Origin of the sequence: Chryseobacterium lactis, assembly GCF_003815875.1 — a bacterium.
Classification (GTDB): domain Bacteria; phylum Bacteroidota; class Bacteroidia; order Flavobacteriales; family Weeksellaceae; genus Chryseobacterium; species Chryseobacterium lactis.
Genome location: NZ_CP033924.1, coordinates 2,154,107 through 2,174,251 on the forward strand (window position 1 = coordinate 2,154,107; position 20,145 = coordinate 2,174,251).

Sequence of the window (20,145 nt, forward strand, 5' to 3'; positions counted from 1 at the left end):
TACCAACGCAACCTTGACAGGTTTCTAAAACCCTACTACTCTAAACTCTTGATCCTAGCTCAATTACCTCCAGATCTTTTATTTCCTCACCATCCACTACAAAGCGCATCATGGTTCTTACCTTATGCCAGCCCTGTTTTCCACAAGCTCCGGGATTCAGATGTAGAAGTTTATTTTTCTCATCATACATTGCCTTCAGAATATGAGAATGTCCTGAAATAAATAGCTTGGGAGCTTTTTCTGTAATTTCTTTTCTTGTTAGTGGAGTATACTTTCCGGGATAGCCGCCAATATGAATCATCAGGACTTCCAGATCCTCACAGAAAAAACGATTGACTTCCGGAAATTCTGCACGTATTTTGGCATCGTCTATATTTCCGTAAACCCCTTTCAGAGGTTTTATTTTTTCAAGCTGCTCAATAACGTTCATGCTTCCAAAGTCGCCGCAATGCCAGATTTCGTCGGCTTGTGCAGCATATTCCAGAATTCTGTCATCTATGTAGGAATGGGAGTCGGAGAGGAGAAGAATCTTTGTCATTATCTTAGTGTTCTGGCAGTAATATTTTCGTCGTATTTTTCTTTGAATACAGAAAGTCGGTCAGGATTTAGCTCTCCATCCTGATTCAATACCCTTTCCTTTAGTAGCCATTTTATGATTTTCTCCATTCCTTTTTTCGAGTTCATAAAGTTGGAAACCTTTCCTAGATCTGTAGACTCTATTTTCACTTTTTCAGTCAGAAAATTCAGAATAAAATAATCATCGCTTACATAGCTTGGCGTTTCATTATCCATGTATTTATACAGTAAAACTTCATCATCATTCTTCATGGAAAAAAAAGAATATTGGGCAAGATTGATTTTTTCTGCTTTTAAGATCTGTTTTCCATCCAGCAAAACTTTATCATCTTTGATGGTTACGTTCTGTGAGAAATATAAATTACAGCTTATCATCAATATGAAGAAAGCCAATAATCGTTTTATTGTCATTTTTTAATGCTTTTTATTCTGCAAATATAAAGAAGCTTGAATAAAATTATTTTGATTGAGATGATAATTCCCTGAAGAAGGTTTCAGAAATTAATCGAGAATGTTTTTTTCCCTGCGGATAGAATCCATTTTCTTTTCTGTTTTTGCGTCGAAGAGTCTTTTTAATTTTAAATCACCACTGGTAAGTCTTGAAATAATAAAATTGCCATTCATGCTGGAATTCGAAGAGAATATGACAGTGAGTGTACTGTCGGAGGTTTTTTTCCATTCTCCTGTATAACGTTCAAATTTTAATTTTTTATTACTAAAATCTTCCATGAAGCCACTTCTGTCTCCTGCCTGAGGTAAGTTGGCCTGCATTTTCCCATTCTCTTTAAATCTGATTCCAAAGCTTTTGTTGTCAAAAACATCTTTTCTTTCAAACGTATAAATATAGGTGTCCAGTTTTTTCAGCTTCCATGTCTGTAGTAGCAAAGGGTTGGAAACTCTGTCCTGGCTTTTAACAAAAGTGATTGTAAAGAAAGACAACAGTATAATACAAATAGATTTTTTCATCGGTAATAAAAACATATTGAATGTGATATAAGTGAATTTTAATGCAGCAAAGTTAGCATCATATTTACTAAATTTGGGAAAATTAAAAAAATAATGAAACAGAAACTTTCTTTTTTCATTTTTCTTTTGACCGTAGGATTGGCCAATGCACAGGTTGAAGAAAAAAAACTGGATGAGTTGATCCAAAATACCCTGAAGACCTTTGATGTGCCGGGAATGTCGGTAGGAATTGTAAAAGATGGTAAAATTACCTACTCCAAAGGCTTTGGTGTGCGCTCTCTTACTACGAAACAACCCATGGATGACAATACTTTGGTGGGAATTGCTTCTAATTCTAAAGGCTTTACCTGTGTCGCACTGGCGATTCTTGCAGATGAAGGAAAGTTGAACTGGGACGACAAAGTTTCTAAATATATCCCTGAATTTCAGATGTATGATCCCTATGTTTCTCAAAATGTAACCATTAAAGATCTGATTACTCACAGAGCCGGATTAGGACTTGGACAGGGAGATTTAATGTTTTTTCCGGAGGGAGGTAGCTTAACCGTGAATGATATTGTTCACAATGTAAGATATTTAAAACCCGAAAATCCTTTCAGAACGAAACTGGACTATAATAACATCATGTTTATCGTGGCCGGAGAAGTGATTCACAGAATTTCAGGACTAAGCTGGGCAGAATTTATCGAACAGAGAATTATGAAACCGGTAGGAATGACTGCGAGTTTTGGAAGTTACAACAGAGCCAAAGCTGCAACCAATAAGATTGATGCCCACGCCCCGGTAGACGGAAAAGCAATAGCCGTTCCTCACGACTGGAATGAAACGGGTAACGCCGCCGGAGGAATCATGAGCAATATTAAGGACATGACAAGCTGGGCAGAATTTTTAATGAATAACTTTACAACCAAAGATGGCAAAAAGCTGGTGTCGGATAAAAATGCTCAACAGTTATGGAGCCTGCAGATTCCTGACAGGGTTGCTGCAAAAAATCCATATGATACAAGTTTCTACGGATATGGTTTAGGATGGTTTTTAAGTGATGTGAAAGGTCACAAACAAGTACAGCATACCGGAGGATTAATCGGAACAGTGACACAGTTTACTTTAATTCCTGATCTTAAATTGGGAATTGTGGTATTGACTAATCAACAGTCCGGGGCTGCTTTCAATACCATCACAAATACGGTAAAAGACTCATATCTTGGAGTAGCAGACAGAAACTGGCTGAAAACATACGGAGACAGAATGTCTAAAATAAATGCAGATTATGACAAACAAAAGAAGGAAGCATTTGCAAAATCCGAAGCATTTAAAAAAGAAAAAGCACTTCAGCCAAAAGCAGAACAGTTTATCGGAACATATAACGATATTTGGTTTGGGGATGTAGACATTGCTCAGCAAGGAAATGCATATAGAGTTTCGTGTAAAAACTCACCAAGATTAAAAGGTGAGCTGCTTCCGTTTTCCAACAATTCTTTCATTATAAAATGGGATGACAGAAGCTACGATGCCGATACCTATATCATTTTTGAGTATGATGAGAACGGAAAAGCACAATCTGCAAAGTTGAAGCCTATTTCTGATGTGACGGATTTCAGTTTTGATTTTGATGATCTGGATTTGAAAAGGAAATAGTCAAGTTTTTGCCACAAAAAATAAAAGAATCCATATTTATTTATATCTTTAAAATGTAAATAAATATGGATTTACTCTTTGTAAATGAGTGCGTTGTGTGTTCGTGGAGTAAATGGGAAACAAGTCAGTAATACCATGATAAACAAACTTTTTTTTGCACTTATTTTTTTATCTCTTTTCCTTTCATCCGGATGGGTAGAAGTGGTATCAGCACAAAAACATATTCCTGTCATTAAAGCTACCAGTGATCATTCTGTAATTTACGACGGAACTGATGTTAAAATAGACTGGAAACTTGATCCAAAACTGCGACCTGATATTTACTACGTAAACATACCTTACAAGAAAAGTAAAGTGGAGCTTGTTACTGATCAGCAGAGGATAAGTTTCAATACCCAATATGGAGAAAGTCATAATCTGATTGTTTTGTTAAATGGAAAAGACAGTTGTTTTGTTCGTATCATGGCCAAAGAAGATCCTTCTTTTAATTCATTGAAACCAGCCGGGCCTTATCCTTTGGAAATCCCTTTCACTATTATTGGCTCACGGATTTATTGTAAAGGACTTTTGAATGAAAAAGAAGAAGTCAACATACAATTTGATCTTGGGGCAGGAACATCATGCGTTAATAAGCTATCTTCAGAAAAACTGAAGCTTACGTTTACAGGTAAATCAACAATAAGCAATACACAAGGTACCAATGAAGCACGTACCAGCTCCGGAAATACATTGAAAATAGGTAATGCTGTTTGGAATGATATTCCTTTAACAGAAGTAGGCAATATGAAAGCTGAAGAAGATCTTATTGTAGGAAACAGCTTTTTTAGAGATAAGATTATTGAAATTGATTATGACCGGAAAATAATGATGGTATATACCGAATTACCGGCCAAAGCAAAGGAATTTAAGAAACAAAGAGTCTTCTATGAACAAAATCGTCCGAAATTTAATGTGAGTTTTGTTCAGAATGATAAGAAATACTCTTTTTGGTTTCTGTTTGATACGGGAAGAGACGGAACCATGCTGATTGGAGATGATTTCACAAGCCAGGGCAAAAACTGGGAAAATTTAAAAGAGCTTCAAATGGTGAATGAAAGAAAGCTTGTCCGGTTAAATGCTTTTATCGGTGGGAGAGAATTTAAGGATATTGTAACCAATGCTGCAGATCCTTTAAAACCTACCGGAAGGCCAACATTGTTTGGAAATCAAATCCTGAGTCAGTTTAATGTAATTCTGGATAATACAAAAGGAATGCTTTACTTAAAGCCGAACGGTCGCGAAAAGGAACCTTACATGAATTATGAAAGATATTTGAAAGAGGTCGTTAATAAAAAGTAATTTGAAAATCTGAAAATTGTTGAAACGCTTCATCATGATTATATGATCAGCTTCCCGGTTTGTAATAAGAAAGCTTTATATCATTTAAAGAAATTATGTCAACATACACCTCCCGCCTTTTCTGACAGGAAAAGAAGATGAAAGATATTCAAACATGAAGAAATGTAGAAAGAATTTATATTTTCCCGGGCTCATAGAAGAAAAGGAGTTTCTTTTTGGCACCGTCAAATTCTGACCATGAATTGCAGTCTACTTCAAAACCGGCCACTCCACAGGTTGGGAAATGGAAGATGTCTTCAGAAATAGAATTGGCAAAATTGGAAATTCCATTGTTGTGGGAGAAAAATGCTACAGAACTCAGCTGGTCATCCAGGTCATAGATTACAGATTCAAAACTTCTTTCAGAGGGATTGTACAACTTTTCGTCGGTAGAACATTTCAGCTGATACGTTTGGTTAAAGATTTTGCACGTGTTCAACGCCCGTACTGCCGGGCTGGATACGAAATGATCAATCGAAATCTGATTGTTTTTTAAAAATCTGGACATGTTCATAGCATCCTCCAAACCTTTATCTGCCAAAGGTCTGTCAAAGTCCTCCGTTTCTTCCGGCCAGTCGCTTTTTGCATGTCTTACGAGGATGAGTCTCTTCATATATTTGTTTTTTGGAAGATTAAAATTATAAAAAAAATAATGGAATAAAACATGATTTATATAAAAAAACTGCGTTATGAATAAAATCAGTAAATTTTACTAAATTTGCAGACTTATGGGACAAATCCTTGCAATAGACTACGGAAAGGCTCGTTGTGGCATCGCTGCAACGGATGATATGCAGATTATAGCCAGCGGACTGGATACGGTTGAGACCCGATTTTTGTTGGAGTTTTTAAAAAAATATTTCAATGAAAATAAGGTAGATGAAGTAGTAGTTGGGCTTCCCATAGATTTGAAAGGAAATGTTTCAGAAGTGGAAACTGATATTTTAAAATTCATTGAAGAATTTAAGAAAGAATTTTCGGATATTGCAGTCCATCGTTTTGATGAAAGATTTACTTCCAAAATGGCGTCTTTTTTTATATCCCAAAGTGGAAAAAATAAAAAAAAGAGACAAGAGAAAGGACTAATAGATAAAGTAAGTGCAACCATCATATTGCAGAATTTTTTAGAACAAAGAGTAAGATGATATTACCGATAAGAGCTTTTGGGGATCCTGTTTTGAGAAAAGTAGGAAAAGATATAGACAAAGATTATCCCGAATTACAGGAATTGATAGATAACATGTTCGAAACGATGTACAGCGCAAATGGCATAGGTCTTGCTGCGCCTCAGATCGGTTTGGATGTTCGTCTGTTTGTAATCGATGTGACGCCGCTTGCGGAAGATGAAGATTATGAGGATATCAAAGATGAATTGGCAGAGTTCAGAAAAGTATTCATTAATGCCAGAATCCTTGAAGAATCAGGTGAAGAATGGAAGTTTAACGAAGGTTGCCTGTCTATTCCCGACGTAAGAGAAGACGTGAAAAGAAAAGGAACAATCGTTATAGAGTATTATGACGAAAATTTTGTAAAACATACAGAAACTTTTTCCGATATTAGAGCCCGCGTAATTCAACATGAATACGATCATATTGAAGGGGTCTTATTTACCGATCATCTGAGTTCATTGAAGAAGAAACTGGTAAAAGGAAAATTGGCAAAGATTTCTCAAGGTGATGTAAGCATCGGTTACAAAATGAGATTTCCAAAATAATTTAAACAAGGATATAAAGAAATAATAAAAAGCAAAAAGCTTAGAGCTGATTGCAGAATTTACAAAAAATAAAATTATGCTGTTAGAAAAAATAATTTCAATTTCTGGAAAACCAGGACTTTACAAATTAGTTTCTCAATTAAGAAACGGGTTCATTATTGAAGATGTTACCAACAAGAAAAAAGTAAGCATTGGAAACTCAAGCCAGGTAAGCTTATTAGATAATATCGCAATGTTTACATTTGAAAAAGAAGTTCCTTTGTTCGAAGTTTTTGAAAATATTGCTAAAAACAATGAATACAAGGAGACTATTTCTCACAAATCTTCAGATGGAGATTTGAAAGATTTTATGTTGTCTTCACTTCCTAATTACGATACTGAAAGAGTATATGCTTCTGATATCAAGAAATTGGCTCAGTGGTATAATATTCTTCACAAAGCTGGATATATTACTCCAGACAGCTTCGTAAAAGCTGAACCTGAAACATTGGACGGTGAACCTGCTGAAGAAGTGAGCATTGAAAAAGAAGCTAAGAAAGCGGCTCCAAAAGCAGAGAAACCTGCTGTACCAAAAGTGAAAGCTACTTCAGCTGCAAAATCAGCTCCGAAGAGTACACACTCTAAAAAAGGATAATTCATTTTTGAATTAATAATACAGACCTTGTTAAGATTTTCTTGACAAGGTTTTTTTATTGCCCAAAACCTAACTGGTTTCTGAAACCAGTTAGGTTTAATTAGTAAGTAGAAAGGAATCTGACAACATTTTATTAATAGATTCTTTATTTCCCTTTGCCGGATTCAGAATAACAGAAACAATCCTTAAATTTGTAAGACTTGAATTCTCAAATTATGAACACAAAACAGGAAAAGCTGGATGCTTTCGGAAGATTACTGGATATCATGGACGATCTTCGTGAGAAATGCCCGTGGGATCAGAAACAAACATTGGAATCACTTCGCCACCTGACGCTGGAAGAGACGTATGAACTTTCAGATGCCATTTTGCAGGGTGATTTACAGGAAATAAAAAAGGAGTTGGGTGATGTTTTGCTTCATTTGGTTTTCTATGCTAAAATTGGCTCTGAAAAAGAGAGTTTTGATATTGCAGATGTGATCAACTCACTCAATGAAAAGTTGATTTTCCGTCATCCGCATATTTATGGGGATACAATTGTGAAGGATGAAGAAGAAGTGAAGCAGAATTGGGAAAAACTGAAGTTAAAAGAAGGCAATAAATCTATTCTGGGAGGCGTACCAAAGAGTCTGCCGAGTTTGGTAAAAGCCTACAGAATACAGGATAAAGTAAAAGGTATCGGCTTTGAGTTCCATGATGCTGAAGATGCCTGGAAGAAAGTAGATGAAGAAATTCAGGAGTTTCATGAAGAGACTGATCCGGTGAAAAAAGAGCAGGAATTGGGAGATGTATTTTTCTCATTGATCAACTATGCCCGCATTTCAGGAATCAACCCGGATTCTGCTTTAGAAAGAACAAATCTGAAATTTATTTCAAGATTCCAGAAAATGGAAGGACTGGCGGACGAACAGGATTTAAAACTGGCAGATATGTCCCTTGAAGAAATGGATGTTCTCTGGGAAAAAGCAAAACGACTGTCATAACATTCTGATTGGAATGATTAATGCTTCTTACTTTTAGTTTAATTTAAAAAAAAGAAAACATGCTGCGATTTCTTATTGTACCTTTTTTATTTCTGCTGAGCTGTAATCCCAAAGCTCAAAATTCTCCTACAACCAGCGAGGAATTGCAGACCCTTTTTTCAATGCCTAAAAAATTGAAGGAAGTATCCGGAATGACTTTGTCAAAAGATCAAAAGACAATTTGGTTAATAGAAGACAGAGGCAATAAAAATGCAGTATACGGGATTAATGATAAAGGCGATATGATAGCAAAAGTTCCTGTCGAAAATGCTGATAATACGGATTGGGAAGATATTATATCAGATTCACAAGGAAATATATATATCGGTGATTTTGGTAATAATGATAATGAAAGGCAGGATCTGGCGATTTTAAAAACGGATTTGAAAAGCAGTAATCAGACGACAACAAAAGTGGTTCAGACAACCAAATTTCGTTATCAGGGGCAAACAGAATTTCCACCTAAGAAATCAAATTTATTGTATGATTGTGAAGCTTTTGTAGAGATGGATGGTAACTTTTACCTGTTTACTAAAAACAGGAGTAAAGGTTTCGATGGAACATTTCTGGTATTCAAAGTTCCTAATAAAGAAGGGAATTTCGAGGCAAAGTTAATCGGTAGATTAAAACTTCAGGGAGGATATAACGATGCAGCAATCACATCGGCAACAATCAATACGACAAAGGATAAAATTGTATTGTTGACCCATAAAAATATTCATGTTCTTACCGGGTTTACAGCAGATGATTTCAGTGCGGCTAAAATTCAGAAAATTCCTTTAAACCATAATTCTCAAAAAGAAGCGATTGTTTTTAAAAATGATAAAGAATTATTAATTGCCGATGAAAAAGCAAAAAATGAGGGCGGAAATGTCTATCACTTTTCTTTTTAGAGTAACATTCCATACCATATCAAAATCCACAGAAAATAGCTGTGGATTTTTTTGATTAGTATAGTTGAAGTGATTAAAGTTTAGTTAAGGAGTAAGGTAAGAGATGTGAATATTTCCACTTGATAATCTAAAGCTTTGCGTATAAACACATCGGATTCTGAACGTTTCTCCCACATTGAAATAGTTAATAGAAGACATATTGTGATAAACCCCTAAAGTACGTTCTCCGTGCCCCGTTGAGGTTGAGGTAAGAGTCGTTTTGGTGGGTGATACCTTTTCAATGGTTGATTTTGCTGTTCCTGCAGTTTGCCCGTTTCCGTTTAAGTTGAGATCGTAAGTTACATAAGGTACAATATTATAAAAGCCGGCTTTTACCACTTTAAATAATCCGGAATTTATATCATAGGTAAGATAAGCATTGTCAATTTTATTGCTCACATTATAAACATACGTTTGTACATAATTTTCGTGGGTACTGACAGGTGTGCTTCCTGTTCCGGTATAGCTTCCTGAGCTGGGACTGATATTTGTTTTGTTGCCTACAAAAACGACTTTCAGAAAGTTTTCAGACTCGATGCTTCTCCAGACAGGAGCATTTCCGGCACCGGTTGACATCAGAAACTCGCCTCTGTTTCCCGAATTTCCTTTGGTATTTGCATTCCCGCCGACATTAATGTCTTTTACAACCTGAAGAGAACCGTTGACATGTAGTGAATGTTGTGGAGTAGGAGTTAGTATCCCAACTTGTGCATTTGCACTTATGGACATAGCAAATAATGCCATGTATAATAGCTTTTTTTTCATCATCTGGTTTGTTTTGGTTGAAATAATTTTAAACAAATATATATTCTTTTTAAAATATCCGTTTTTTTATAAATCAATAAACATATTAACCTATGTATGTGTTTTGTCTATAATGCTGAAAATATGGCTCTTATATAAAAACCATATTTTAGTTATCGGTGAAAGATGTTAATTAAAAAGTAGAATTATTAAATTTTATTTAAATTTATCTTTTTGTGAAATAAATTCTTTAGCAGTATATAATGTGCTGATTATTAATGTTAAAAAGGTTTACGGGTAGTGTTTTTCTAGTCAAGAAAATTAGAGTTAATTTGCTTTTTATTAAACAATTTTTAAAATTTCATCCCTATTCCGGCAGAAATTCTTCCTCCGTCTGAACCATAAAAATAATTCAGTCTTGCCGACATCATTTCCACGATGCTGAGCCAAAGTCCCGCACCTACGGACTCGTGCCATTTTCTGGAATTTTCCGCATCATTCCATACCCGGCCGATGTCATATCCAATCAGGATTCCCAGATTGGCAGGAGCAATATTGTTTCTTATTCTTCCAAAATCCCATCGTATTTCAGAATTGTTGATAAAATAGGATCTACCGGAGAATCTTTCATTTCTGAAAGCTCTCATCCCGTTGTTACCACCGATAGCTGCCGCCTGATAGAATTCAAAATTATTATTGTTGATCCACATGACGTTACTTGAGTTCGCAAATACGAAAACTCCTTTTTTATCAATCCGGTGGTCAATCGCCAGTTTTCCTTTCAGCGTAAGAAAGTTTTTGTTGAAATCTGACAACGTTGATTTCCAGTCGGCATTAAGCATAAACTCTAATCCCAGGGTAGGAAAGGCTACATTATCAGCATTTTTATAGCCAAAAGTATAGTTGGCTCCCACAAATTGCTGACTGTTGAAAACCTCAGGTCTTACATCCGGAGAGATGTTGATAAAACGATCATCCTTTCGCTGAACCTTATTATCCTCAAAAGTAAGCTGAATCTGATGGCTGAGATTCATCCAGCTTTTCTTAGAAATAGATGGCGCAAAATTGAATTTTGAAATTCTTGCTCTGTTGTACTCCCTTTCAGTATCTTCCTTGTCATAAGGGCTGTCGTTGGATAATCCAAAGAAATTCTGAGAAAATCTCGGGGTTGTATAGGCCGCATCCAGATTGAAATCCCAACCGTAAATTGCCTTTTTGAAAATTCCTTTATACACAAGACTGAAACCTGCAGTAGCCGTATAAAAATTGGCTTTTAAGCTGTGTTTTTGAGTATAAGGATCTCTGATGAAGTTATTCACGGTATAATTCGCCAAAACACCAATGATTACTCCATCATCGGGGTTATAATCTGCATTGGGATAACCGGCTACCGAGTTGTATTTCGGATGCTTATAATTATAAGAATTGATATCATAATCGTCAGAGATATTTTTGGTGGCACTGCCTGCATTATAGGTGTTTTTTTGAGATTTGAAATCGTAAATTTTCACCTTTCTTCCGTCTTCTACATTATATACATCATGGTTGTAGCCTCCGATCAGTCTGATCGTCATTTTAGGATTTCCTTTCCCTACTACATCATAAATGTCATCATCTTCAAGACCATAAATCCAAAGTTCTTTTGTTTTTGAATCATGGTATGTTTTTTCAAAAACAAGTTCATTTTTATCTTTGTTTTTGCCCAGTTTATACTGTTGTACGAGTACAGAGTGTCCATTTTTTGTAATAACGAATTTATCAGGATTAACGGTACCGGCCAATGGTACTTTTTTCTGAAGTACATCATAATATTGCGAGGCGTAATTCTGAAGTTTCGTTTTTCGTATTTTCAATTTTCGTTGAATTTCAGCGATCGTGTCATCCTGAACTTCTTTTGGAAGATTACGGAAAGCTTCATCAATATCAGCATCCGTCAAATGTTCCTGGATGTACTTTGCCTGTGCTTCCCAGTCTTCCTGAGTAGCACCTTTTAAGAAAACTAAATCCATCGGGTAAGGTTCCATAGCGAGCCATTTTACACTGCTGATGTCTTCCGTGAATGTCTTCATATGTCGTATGGCCGGAACATTCATAATCACTTTAAATGCGGCACCGTCATATTTACTGAAAGCCTGATCTCTGTCTTTCGGAATAGGTTTATAAACAATTTTATCACCTAATTCATATTCTGCCCATTTCCATTGATCCGAATGTCTGTCCCAGTCACCAATCAACATATCAAAAATTCTTGCTCTGATGTAAGATTCTTTGTCAACGGAATATTTGGTGTTTTTGTTGAGATTCTTTAATACATCATCACTGGAAACAATATCTTTTGCATTGTCCAGAGAGGCTAATGTTTTCGGATCCGAAGAAAATCGTTCTTCGATCATATACATTTCATCCCCATAATTTTCATTGTATTTTCCTAAAGCCTTTTGTCTTGGTATATAATACAACTTAGGATCACTATGGAAAATGTTCAGCTTTTCAGACATATTTCCAATGGAAAACGGAGTGAAAGGATGGTTGGTAGTATAAAAATCCAGTAGGAATTTCTCAGGGAAAGTATCTGCCAGTTCTTCACCTAGCGTACTTTTCTGGAAAGCCATATTATTAAGAAAGCGGATGGCGCTTTTCTTTACTCCACGCATGACAAATTCCTGCCCGTCTGATGATTTTAACCGTAAACTATTGGACTGGTTTCCTCCTCCTTCTCTGAACGGGATGAATCCGCCGTTTAATTCTGAAAGATTGGCGGTAGGTGCCTCAATAGGAATTCCGTAATACTTTCTGTAATGATCTCCCCAAAGCCATCGGTAAAATTTACGTTTTTGAGTAAGCTGAACCGGGTATATAGTAGAGGAGAACGTTGAAGGAAATGAATTGGGAAAATTATTGACAAATACATCAGGTTTGGAAGTCACCGAAATATGGGTAAGCTTTTTTAACTCCGCGTCTTTAGTCGAGAAATACTCAATGTCAGTACTCTTGTCATTTCTGATATTTAAAATAGCAAAACCACTGCCTCCATATGAAAAGTCTGTAGGTTCTACGATGGTAGCCGGATCAATTTTAGAACCTGCTCCACTGATGACCTGTCTGATATTTCCATCCTCATGATATTGAAGATTATGGTCATGGCCGGATACGAAAATGATATTTTCTTTATCCTGAACAATACTTTTCAGTCTGTTGGCCAGATCTGCATAATGCTGATTGTTGAGATCCGCCGGACTGGCACCGGAAGAACTTCTTAATGTATTGATGATGCTTCCTATAACAGGAACCGGGAATTTACTTTTAAAGGGATAAAGATGAGATTTTGCAGAATTAAAACCTGCATGTGTTCCGCTGCTTATGATAGGGTGGTGGAGTGCAACAATAATTCTTTTGCCCTGGTTTTTAATAATAAGATCTTTGAATTCTGTATAAAAATCTTCACGGGTTTTGATATTGCAGTTCTTGTTGATACCGGGATGGTTGTCCCAGTTGGTAATGACCCATTCCGTATCAATAACTATAAGTTTAATATCTTTCGAAATATTGATGTCATCAATAGGACAGCCATTTTTAGGGAGGAATGCTTTTTTATCGTCAAAATATTTTTTAACGAATTTTTCCTGAGCATTTAATCCGTCCACACCATTGTACCAATCATGATTTCCAGGAATAACCAATGTTTTTCCCTTGAAATTTTTGGTAATGGTCAGCTGGTCTTCCAACTTTTGTTTTGCTAAAGCATAGCCTTCATCCTTTTCTTTAGGCATTCCGTTGGGATAAATATTGTCTCCAAGGAAGATGAGCATAGAATTGTTGTTGGCAGAATCAAGTTTGCCTTTCAGTAGATTCAGAGTCTTTTGAGCCTGTGTTTCATCTGCATTTCCGGCGTCCCCGATCAGGAACAATTTAAAATCATTATCAGATTTTACGTCGGAATCTTTTACTTCGAATAAGTTTTTGCCCTTTTGTACGTTATATGTTGCGCAGGAGTACAGTACTCCGGCAGACATTACGGTTCTCAGAACAATAGAAGTATTTTTTAGATGAGTTTTAAAGGATAAATTCATAAATTTACATTAACAAAAATTCAGGGATGAGCATTCTACACAAAGCTAAAAATTATGTTGAAATCTTATTCAAAGATAAGTTATCTTCGGTATATTTTTATCATAATTTTATACATACTGCCTATACAGTCAACAAGGCTGAGGAAATCATGAAAAACACACCTGTTTCAGAAGAGGATCAGGAAAAAGTACTTGTGGCACTATGGTTTCATGATACAGGATATATTGAATGTGCGAAAAATCATGAAGAAAGAGGAGTGGAGATCATGAAAGATTTTCTTCATCAGGAAAATTATCCACAGACTTATATTGATGATGTTGAAAAGCTGATTCTTGCTACAAAAATCACTCATGAACCCGACGGATTGCTGGAGAAAATAGTGAAAGATGCAGATTTCAGCCATTTTGCAGGACATGATTATGGTGATATTTCTGATGCCTTAAGAAAAGAGTGGGAGCTTACCAACGTAAGATGTTTTTCCAATGAAGAATGGAATGCCGGTAATCTGGATATGCTTAAAAACAAGCACACCTTTTACACCGATTATGCGAAAGAAAACTGGGAGCCTTTAAAGAAGAAAAATATCAAAAAAATTGAAAAGAAGCTGGAAAAGGAAGAGGTGAAGAAGGAAGATAAGAAAGACAATTCAGAAGGAAAAAAAGATAAAGAAAAATCTGACAGAAGTGTTGATACTTTGTTCAGGGTTACTCTGAATAATCACACCAGGTTAAGTGATATTGCAGATAGTAAAGCGAATATACTTCTTTCGGTTAATGCAATTATTATTTCAGTTTGTCTTTCAGTGCTGGTTCCGAAGCTGGATGCTCCGAAGAATGCCCATCTCATTTTGCCAAGTTTTATATTGCTTACCTCAAGCGTACTTACCATTATATTTGCGATTCTTTCCACCAAACCGAATGTCACGAAAACGACTTTTACATCTGAGGATATTACCAACAGGAAAGTTAATTTGCTGTTCTTCGGAAACTTTCAGCAGATGCTTTTTGATGACTATCACAATGCGATGAGGGATCTGATTAAAGACAGAGATTATATTTATGATTCTATGGTGAAAGATTTATATTACTTAGGCAAGGTTCTCGACAGGAAGTATAAGCTTTTATCAATAACCTATAAGATTTTCATGGCGGGAATTATTATTTCTGTCTTATCCTTTGGAGTGGCTTTTCTTAGTCTTTAATTTCGACTTTGAACAAGGAAAAACTCCACAATTAGAAATGAAAAAATCTTATACGTATTTTGTGGATTAATCATTTGAGCTTAAAGAAACCCTCAAAGCAAGCAGTCCGGTAATTCCCTGAAGATCTTCTACTTTAAGGAACTCAATGTCATGCTGAAGGACACCTTTTTTCTGAAGTTTGGAAATATATTCCAGATATTCTTTCTGATTTTCCATGCCGAAGTAGACAATAGTTATTTTTCCGGGACTGGTTATCCTTTCCGCAGAATCTTTTACATGAGCTTTATCCAGACGTTTCTTGATAATTTCATAATAAGAATTGTAGGCACCGTCCACATCGAAGCGCTTTTCATCCATTCTGAAACGAATGTCTATCTTTTCGTTATAGACAAAGATTAATGAGGCAATATCCAACTGAATAGGAAGGTCTTTTTTAAAAGATTGAAAATCCAGTTCCATTTTACAGATGGTTTTCAGTTGCCAGTATCTTAGTTTATGAACAACTTTTGACGTATAGTGAAGATCAGGAGCAATTGTAGAGCCAATGTAGAGATTATGCTCTACGCCGTCAGATTTAAATCTTTCATAATAATGCGGAAAGATCTGCTGAGCCTTGATTTGGCTTTCATCCAGCATATCCGCCAGTTTTCTATTGACAAGCGTAATAGAATCATCCAGATTTTTTCTGTGATTGTAGAATAAATCTGTCTGAGCCAATATCTGAAGGAAATAATCCTGAATTTTTGCTTTTATTTCTTTGGAAGTTCTTACCTCCAGCTTGCCCTGTAAAAACGGATGAATTTCCTCACGCAGCAGCCTTTGGAAACGTTGTTCCGTATCCGCTTTGATTTCATGATTCAATTCACTTTCAAAAATATCAAGAGCTAATGTAAATTTTTCCGAATCTGAATTGGTAAGTGTAAAAATATCTTTCAGCCATTCAATTTGCTGATTGAGATCTTCTAGCATCAGATTAAAACGCTTTTCCGAAGACGAACGGATATCAGAAACTCCAAATAATGGAGTCAGATTTTTAAAGGAAATCTGTTTCAGGGAATACATTTTCTTTCCCATCGAAGCGGTAAAATACTTCTCCGCTTCATTCCTGAATTTCCAGACCACACTGTCATGAATCGTAGTATATTCACGTTGAATAATGGCTTCTATCTGATAATTTTTTTCAAAATAAAACCTGCTCAAAGAGAAAAGAACCATATCGGTGAAAAACTCCATTTTTTTGAGTTTTAAACCATTAAAACTGCCAACAACAGTAGAGGTAAATTCCATGATCGCAAGAAGTTCTCCGTCTTTAATGATGGGAATCACCATGAAACTATTGATGTTGTTATTTTTTAAAATACTGAAGGAAGGAAGTTACTTCACGTTTTCATCCAAATTATTAACATTGGAAATAACAATTGGTTTTGAATTGTTACTTAAATTGTTAAACGTGTTTTTCCGGGTTTCTTCATCAAAAGTATTGATCCAGAAGTCAAGAATATGATTGGTTAAAAGACTTTCATAGATCGGAAGCTTATCCAGCTTTTGTTCTTTTTTGTTGAACGTCATGATTCCGAAATTAAGCTCGGAAACGTCAAAATAAGATTTGAAAATTTCGGTCAGATTTTCATTCGGATTCAGATTTTCAGGATCGATCTCAATCATGCTTGATTTAAGATCAGATAAAGCAACTTCAGACGTACAATCAACCAATGATATGATGGTGAATCCTTTCAGTATCCAGGATTGGGACGGAAAATATTTTTTCCACAAGTTAAAATCATCCAGATTTTCCAAAAGCATATCCAGAATATCCTCTGATGGGATTTTAGCACTTTCTGTAGGGATAATTTCAGTAAAGTCTGAGTTTACCGTAATTTTATAATGTTTCATGATTCCCTGTTTATTAGGAATATCATAATAAAACGGAATCATTCCTTTAATGTCTTTTTTAAAATAGGCCTGAAGAATCAGGCAGCAACAAAATACATAAAATTCGTTGTCAGAAATATTTCTGAGTTCTATTTCAAAATCTTTCCCTGCATCCTTAAGAATTCCTTTAAATCTTTCGGTATAATTAAATGTGATATTGGAAAGAGGAATACTTGCTGCCTTGATTTCATTATGAGTAAGGCCGGTAGGGAAAAGATCAGCCAGCAGCAATCTGATGAGGTCTTCATTTTTTTCCAGAAGACGGATGTCCTGAAATCCATCTTTAAGCTCTTTGACATTCTTTGTCCTGTCAATAAGGGATTCGGCATAGTTAACCCTATACTCCAGGCGGTCATTATAGCGGATATGTTCCAACACATCCAAATACTTTTTGAATGAAATATAAACCTGAAAGGGAGAGTCTTTGTTGTAAAGATTAGCCAAAAGCTGAAATTTAAAGTAAAGTTATGAAAAAAACACTAGTTACAAATGTGTTTAGGATTGGTAAAAATGATCTTTTGCTGTTGTTTTATTTTGTTTTTCTGAAAGAACTGTAGAAAAGGATATTACATTAAATGATTCTTCTTTTTCTTTTTGAAGATTTTCTATCTGCTTTGCTTTTAATGATATTTCGAACAAAAAATTGCCTCCGAAGAACTGAGGCAATTTTCATTATCTAAAAATCTATGAAGACTAAAATTTGATATTATATCCCAATATAAACTGTGTTCCGAAAATACTGAAATGTTGAGCATCATAGCTGGATTGCTGATATCGTCCATTGAAAGTAACAGTATTGTAAACTTCATCGTACGTCTTATCCGAAGGCAGATTTCGTAATTCCCATTTTGGTAAAATATTAAAAATGTTCAATACTCCGACATTAATCGTGTTTTTACTATTGATGTTGTAATTGATGGTAAGATCTGTCGTAATTCTGGGCTTAAATCTCAAATAAGATTGTGAACCTGCAGCAGGATCATTCCAGGCAAGGTTAGCTCCCGGCATGCCACTGTTGGCGTAAGTTGCCTTACCAAATAGTGTATTATTAAGCGATAGATTCCATTTTTTAATGGTGTAATCTATTCCGAGAACGGCTTTTAATGAGGGTCTTGAAGTGGTAGCCAGAGCTTCTTCAGTTCTGTTAAATGGAGCCACAAGATTAAGACCATTCAGTTTATCCGAGTTCTTCGTTATTTTAGACTGATTCATATTCATGGCAAGATTTAAGGCAAGCTTTCCTGTAGCCAGATCAATATTTCTGTAGTTGGCCACAAGATCAAGACCTATGGTTCTGGTGTCGACTCCATTAATGAAAAAGCTCGCTGCATTAACTGTTGTTACTCCTATACTGCTTAAAGGATCCAGAATAGTAGCTTTATCACTCATTCTGGAACTTAGTAAAATGCGGTCATATACCTTGATCAGATATCCATCAAGAGTTATTGAGAAGTTTTTATTGGGTTGAATGCCTAGTCCCAAAGTGAAATTAAGTGACTTTTCTGCATCTAACTTCGGGATACCAATTGCCTTAGCTTCTTTACCTACATTATTGAAAAGTCCTTCTGATACGATCTTTCCATTATTAAAAACATTCTGAATTGTTGAAAGATAGACCTGCTGAAGACTTGGCGCACGGAAACCTGTAGATACAGATCCTCGCGCTACCAGTTTTTTTCCTATAATATTTTGTCTGGCACTCACTTTCCAAACTAACGCATTCCCAAAATCGCTGAAATTCTCAAAACGTGCTGTGGCATTGAATGTGGTTGCTTCAGAAATATCAAAAGCTGCATCTGCATATATTCCGATGTTATATCTGGAGAAAACACCTGAATTTTCCTGTGATAGTCCCGGAAACGAAATGGAACCCGTCTGATAATACGAAGCCGGGTCACCTGCATAGATTTCGTATTCTTCTCTTCTCGCTTCAGAACCAAATGCAAGGGCAACATGATCTGATAACCTTTTGGAAACATCAATATTTCCGATAATATTATTGAATCTGAAACCTCCGGGTTTAAAGTTAATAGGACTTAATGCTCCCAATGCTGCATTGAAAGTGTTTCCGACAGTATATAGAATTTTATTTCCTCCAAAAGTGGCGCTCAGATCAATATTCCAGTCGCTTTCTGTTTTTGTTTTATATCCCAGAGTTGCTCCATAATCTGTGAGATCTCCAATGAAGGTTGGAGTAAATCCATCCGGTGAATTGAGTACATTTTTAGGACTCACCCAATAAGGGACTCTGTGATTGGCAAAGCTGCTTACTTTTTTAACCGCAAAAGAGGCGTTGGCATAAAGACTTGAACGCTCAGAAACGGGTATTGAGGTATTCACCAAAAAACTGATGCTGTTCTTTTTTGGATAAGCATTTTTATTTTGGGCATCGGGATATTGAGCTAAATAAGCATCCACTTCATTTTGATTGGCTCCAAAGGTTTGGGCTTCCCAATATGAATTTACCTTTCCGTTTCTATAGGCGTAATCATTGTTTTGAAAGTTGGTAGAGAAAGTAAGAAAGCCTCCGTTTTTAAACGTAGATCCTGTAATCAGGTTAAAATTTTGTGAAAAGCCATCTCCTTTGGAATATAATCCCAGATTGGCATTAGCTTCCGTAAAGTTGATTTTATCTTTCAATAGAATGTTGATAACTCCGGCAATAGCATCCGAACCATATTGTGCAGAAGCACCATCTCGCAGAATTTCTATTTTCTTGATCGCAATAGAAGGAATAGAGGAAAGATCTGCTCCGGTTTCTCCTTTACCAATGGTGTTCTGTGTAAATATAAGGGATGACTGATTTTTCCTTTTACCATTGATTAAAACCAAGGTTCTTGATGATCCCATATTTCTGATTTCAAAAGGATCCAGTAACGAGGTAGCATCCTGCACGGCGGCACTGGTAGAGTTGAAAGACGGAATTCTGTACTGTAAGGCTTGTCCTACGGAACTATGCCCGGATGATTGGATAATAGCGGCGTCTATATTATCAATGGGTAGAGGAGTAGAAATACTTGATCTTGGAGCAGTTCTGGTTCCTACCATCACGACCTCGTCAAGTTTTTTTGAGGTTGCTGAGTCTTTTTCCTGCGCCTTTACTAAGCCTATGGTGCATAATAAAAATGCCGCAGCGGCATTGCTGTTTGTCTTCATCATTTTGTCGTTTTTTGTAGTGTGTTTTTCGAAATAGAAGACAAATATATCGAATGTTATTTTGTTTTGGATGTTTATTTTTAACTTTTTTTAAGATTTTATTTTTATTAAAATTAACATTTGTTTATTTTATTTTAAATTTTAATCAATTAAGCTTGTGTAGTTTATAATTTTTTATTTTT

At 35.8% G+C, this 20,145-nt stretch carries 17 protein-coding genes; 8 read left to right on the top strand and 9 right to left on the bottom strand.

The window, feature by feature from the left end; genetic code table 11:
- Positions 1-40 precede the first annotated feature (40 nt).
- From EG342_RS09315 to EG342_RS09325, 3 genes are all read right to left on the bottom strand, one after another.
- Positions 41-538 carry a metallophosphoesterase family protein gene (locus EG342_RS09315; RefSeq protein WP_103291642.1) on the bottom strand — a complete coding sequence of 166 codons (498 nt, stop codon included), beginning with the start codon at positions 536-538 and terminating at the stop codon, positions 41-43.
- Positions 538-987 carry a hypothetical protein gene (locus EG342_RS09320; protein ID WP_103291641.1) on the bottom strand — a complete coding sequence of 150 codons (450 nt, stop codon included), beginning with the start codon at positions 985-987 and terminating at the stop codon, positions 538-540. Before EG342_RS09320 ends, EG342_RS09315 begins: the two co-directional genes overlap by 1 nt.
- A gap of 90 nt (positions 988-1,077) precedes the next feature.
- The gene (locus tag EG342_RS09325; protein WP_123868058.1) at positions 1,078-1,542 is read right to left on the bottom strand and encodes a hypothetical protein; all 465 of its coding nucleotides are present in this window, start codon (positions 1,540-1,542) and stop codon (positions 1,078-1,080) included.
- A 93-nt stretch (positions 1,543-1,635) separates the two neighbouring features.
- Here EG342_RS09325 and EG342_RS09330 point away from each other — a divergent pair, with 93 nt between their 5' ends.
- Positions 1,636-3,180, top strand: coding sequence for a serine hydrolase (locus EG342_RS09330; protein ID WP_103291639.1), 1,545 nt, complete (start codon positions 1,636-1,638; stop codon positions 3,178-3,180).
- Between the two features lie 135 nt (positions 3,181-3,315).
- Positions 3,316-4,518 carry a retropepsin-like aspartic protease gene (locus EG342_RS09335; RefSeq protein ID WP_103291721.1) on the top strand — a complete coding sequence of 401 codons (1,203 nt, stop codon included), beginning with the start codon at positions 3,316-3,318 and terminating at the stop codon, positions 4,516-4,518.
- 175 nt (positions 4,519-4,693) lie between these two features.
- Here EG342_RS09335 and EG342_RS09340 read toward each other — a convergent pair whose 3' ends face one another.
- Positions 4,694-5,170, bottom strand: a complete 477-nt coding sequence (locus tag EG342_RS09340; RefSeq protein WP_103291638.1) for a SixA phosphatase family protein — start codon at positions 5,168-5,170, stop codon at positions 4,694-4,696.
- A gap of 115 nt (positions 5,171-5,285) precedes the next feature.
- Here EG342_RS09340 and ruvX point away from each other — a divergent pair, with 115 nt between their 5' ends.
- The 5 genes from ruvX to EG342_RS09365 all read left to right on the top strand — a co-directional run bounded on the left by ruvX (position 5,286) and on the right by EG342_RS09365 (position 8,820).
- Positions 5,286-5,702, top strand: a complete 417-nt coding sequence (ruvX, locus tag EG342_RS09345) for a Holliday junction resolvase RuvX (RefSeq protein WP_103291637.1) — start codon at positions 5,286-5,288, stop codon at positions 5,700-5,702.
- Complete coding sequence (def, locus tag EG342_RS09350) at positions 5,699-6,271, top strand: peptide deformylase (protein WP_103291636.1); 573 nt, start codon at positions 5,699-5,701, stop codon at positions 6,269-6,271. The genes ruvX and def overlap by 4 nt, the downstream gene beginning before the upstream one ends.
- A 76-nt stretch (positions 6,272-6,347) precedes the next feature.
- Positions 6,348-6,905, top strand: coding sequence for a DUF5606 family protein (locus EG342_RS09355; protein ID WP_103291635.1), 558 nt, complete (start codon positions 6,348-6,350; stop codon positions 6,903-6,905).
- A gap of 215 nt (positions 6,906-7,120) precedes the next feature.
- Entirely contained in the window at positions 7,121-7,888 is a 768-nt protein-coding gene (gene mazG / locus EG342_RS09360; RefSeq protein ID WP_103291634.1) for a nucleoside triphosphate pyrophosphohydrolase, read from the top strand.
- 59 nt (positions 7,889-7,947) lie between these two features.
- Positions 7,948-8,820 (top strand): hypothetical protein, encoded by an 873-nt coding sequence (locus EG342_RS09365; RefSeq protein ID WP_103291633.1) that lies wholly within the window; start codon positions 7,948-7,950, stop codon positions 8,818-8,820.
- 84 nt (positions 8,821-8,904) lie between these two features.
- Here the strand turns inward: EG342_RS09365 and EG342_RS09370 are convergent, their stop codons facing one another.
- Together EG342_RS09370 and EG342_RS09375 are read right to left on the bottom strand one after the other, a co-directional pair.
- Positions 8,905-9,627 (bottom strand): hypothetical protein, encoded by a 723-nt coding sequence (locus EG342_RS09370; protein ID WP_123868059.1) that lies wholly within the window; start codon positions 9,625-9,627, stop codon positions 8,905-8,907.
- A 329-nt stretch (positions 9,628-9,956) separates the two neighbouring features.
- Positions 9,957-13,673: a metallophosphoesterase gene (locus EG342_RS09375; RefSeq protein ID WP_103291631.1), complete on the bottom strand. Its 3,717-nt coding sequence runs from the start codon at positions 13,671-13,673 to the stop codon at positions 9,957-9,959.
- 26 nt (positions 13,674-13,699) lie between these two features.
- Between EG342_RS09375 and EG342_RS09380 the strand changes: the two genes are divergently transcribed.
- Positions 13,700-14,875 carry a Pycsar system effector family protein gene (locus EG342_RS09380; RefSeq protein ID WP_103291630.1) on the top strand — a complete coding sequence of 392 codons (1,176 nt, stop codon included), beginning with the start codon at positions 13,700-13,702 and terminating at the stop codon, positions 14,873-14,875.
- Between the two features lie 66 nt (positions 14,876-14,941).
- Here the strand turns inward: EG342_RS09380 and EG342_RS25470 are convergent, their stop codons facing one another.
- The 3 genes from EG342_RS25470 to EG342_RS09390 all read right to left on the bottom strand — a co-directional run bounded on the left by EG342_RS25470 (position 14,942) and on the right by EG342_RS09390 (position 19,966).
- Entirely contained in the window at positions 14,942-16,204 is a 1,263-nt protein-coding gene (locus EG342_RS25470) for a hypothetical protein (RefSeq protein WP_246008761.1), read from the bottom strand.
- A gap of 45 nt (positions 16,205-16,249) precedes the next feature.
- Positions 16,250-17,251, bottom strand: a complete 1,002-nt coding sequence (locus EG342_RS25475; RefSeq protein ID WP_246008762.1) for a hypothetical protein — start codon at positions 17,249-17,251, stop codon at positions 16,250-16,252.
- A 249-nt stretch (positions 17,252-17,500) separates the two neighbouring features.
- A complete protein-coding gene (locus EG342_RS09390; protein ID WP_103291629.1) occupies positions 17,501-19,966 on the bottom strand; it encodes a TonB-dependent receptor plug domain-containing protein in 2,466 nt (821 codons plus the stop codon).
- Between the last annotated feature and the right edge of the window lie 179 nt (positions 19,967-20,145).

Coding starts and splice junctions, on each gene's coding strand:
- EG342_RS09315 (WP_103291642.1), bottom strand. CDS start 538: ATGACAAAGATTCTTCTCCTCTCCGACTCCCATTCCTACATAGATGAC.
- EG342_RS09320 (WP_103291641.1), bottom strand. CDS start 987: ATGACAATAAAACGATTATTGGCTTTCTTCATATTGATGATAAGCTGT.
- EG342_RS09325 (WP_123868058.1), bottom strand. CDS start 1,542: ATGAAAAAATCTATTTGTATTATACTGTTGTCTTTCTTTACAATCACT.
- EG342_RS09330 (WP_103291639.1), top strand. CDS start 1,636: ATGAAACAGAAACTTTCTTTTTTCATTTTTCTTTTGACCGTAGGATTG.
- EG342_RS09335 (WP_103291721.1), top strand. CDS start 3,316: ATGATAAACAAACTTTTTTTTGCACTTATTTTTTTATCTCTTTTCCTT.
- EG342_RS09340 (WP_103291638.1), bottom strand. CDS start 5,170: ATGAAGAGACTCATCCTCGTAAGACATGCAAAAAGCGACTGGCCGGAA.
- ruvX (WP_103291637.1), top strand. CDS start 5,286: ATGGGACAAATCCTTGCAATAGACTACGGAAAGGCTCGTTGTGGCATC.
- def (WP_103291636.1), top strand. CDS start 5,699: ATGATATTACCGATAAGAGCTTTTGGGGATCCTGTTTTGAGAAAAGTA.
- EG342_RS09355 (WP_103291635.1), top strand. CDS start 6,348: ATGCTGTTAGAAAAAATAATTTCAATTTCTGGAAAACCAGGACTTTAC.
- mazG (WP_103291634.1), top strand. CDS start 7,121: ATGAACACAAAACAGGAAAAGCTGGATGCTTTCGGAAGATTACTGGAT.
- EG342_RS09365 (WP_103291633.1), top strand. CDS start 7,948: ATGCTGCGATTTCTTATTGTACCTTTTTTATTTCTGCTGAGCTGTAAT.
- EG342_RS09370 (WP_123868059.1), bottom strand. CDS start 9,627: ATGATGAAAAAAAAGCTATTATACATGGCATTATTTGCTATGTCCATA.
- EG342_RS09375 (WP_103291631.1), bottom strand. CDS start 13,673: ATGAATTTATCCTTTAAAACTCATCTAAAAAATACTTCTATTGTTCTG.
- EG342_RS09380 (WP_103291630.1), top strand. CDS start 13,700: ATGAGCATTCTACACAAAGCTAAAAATTATGTTGAAATCTTATTCAAA.
- EG342_RS25470 (WP_246008761.1), bottom strand. CDS start 16,204: ATGGTGATTCCCATCATTAAAGACGGAGAACTTCTTGCGATCATGGAA.
- EG342_RS09390 (WP_103291629.1), bottom strand. CDS start 19,966: ATGATGAAGACAAACAGCAATGCCGCTGCGGCATTTTTATTATGCACC.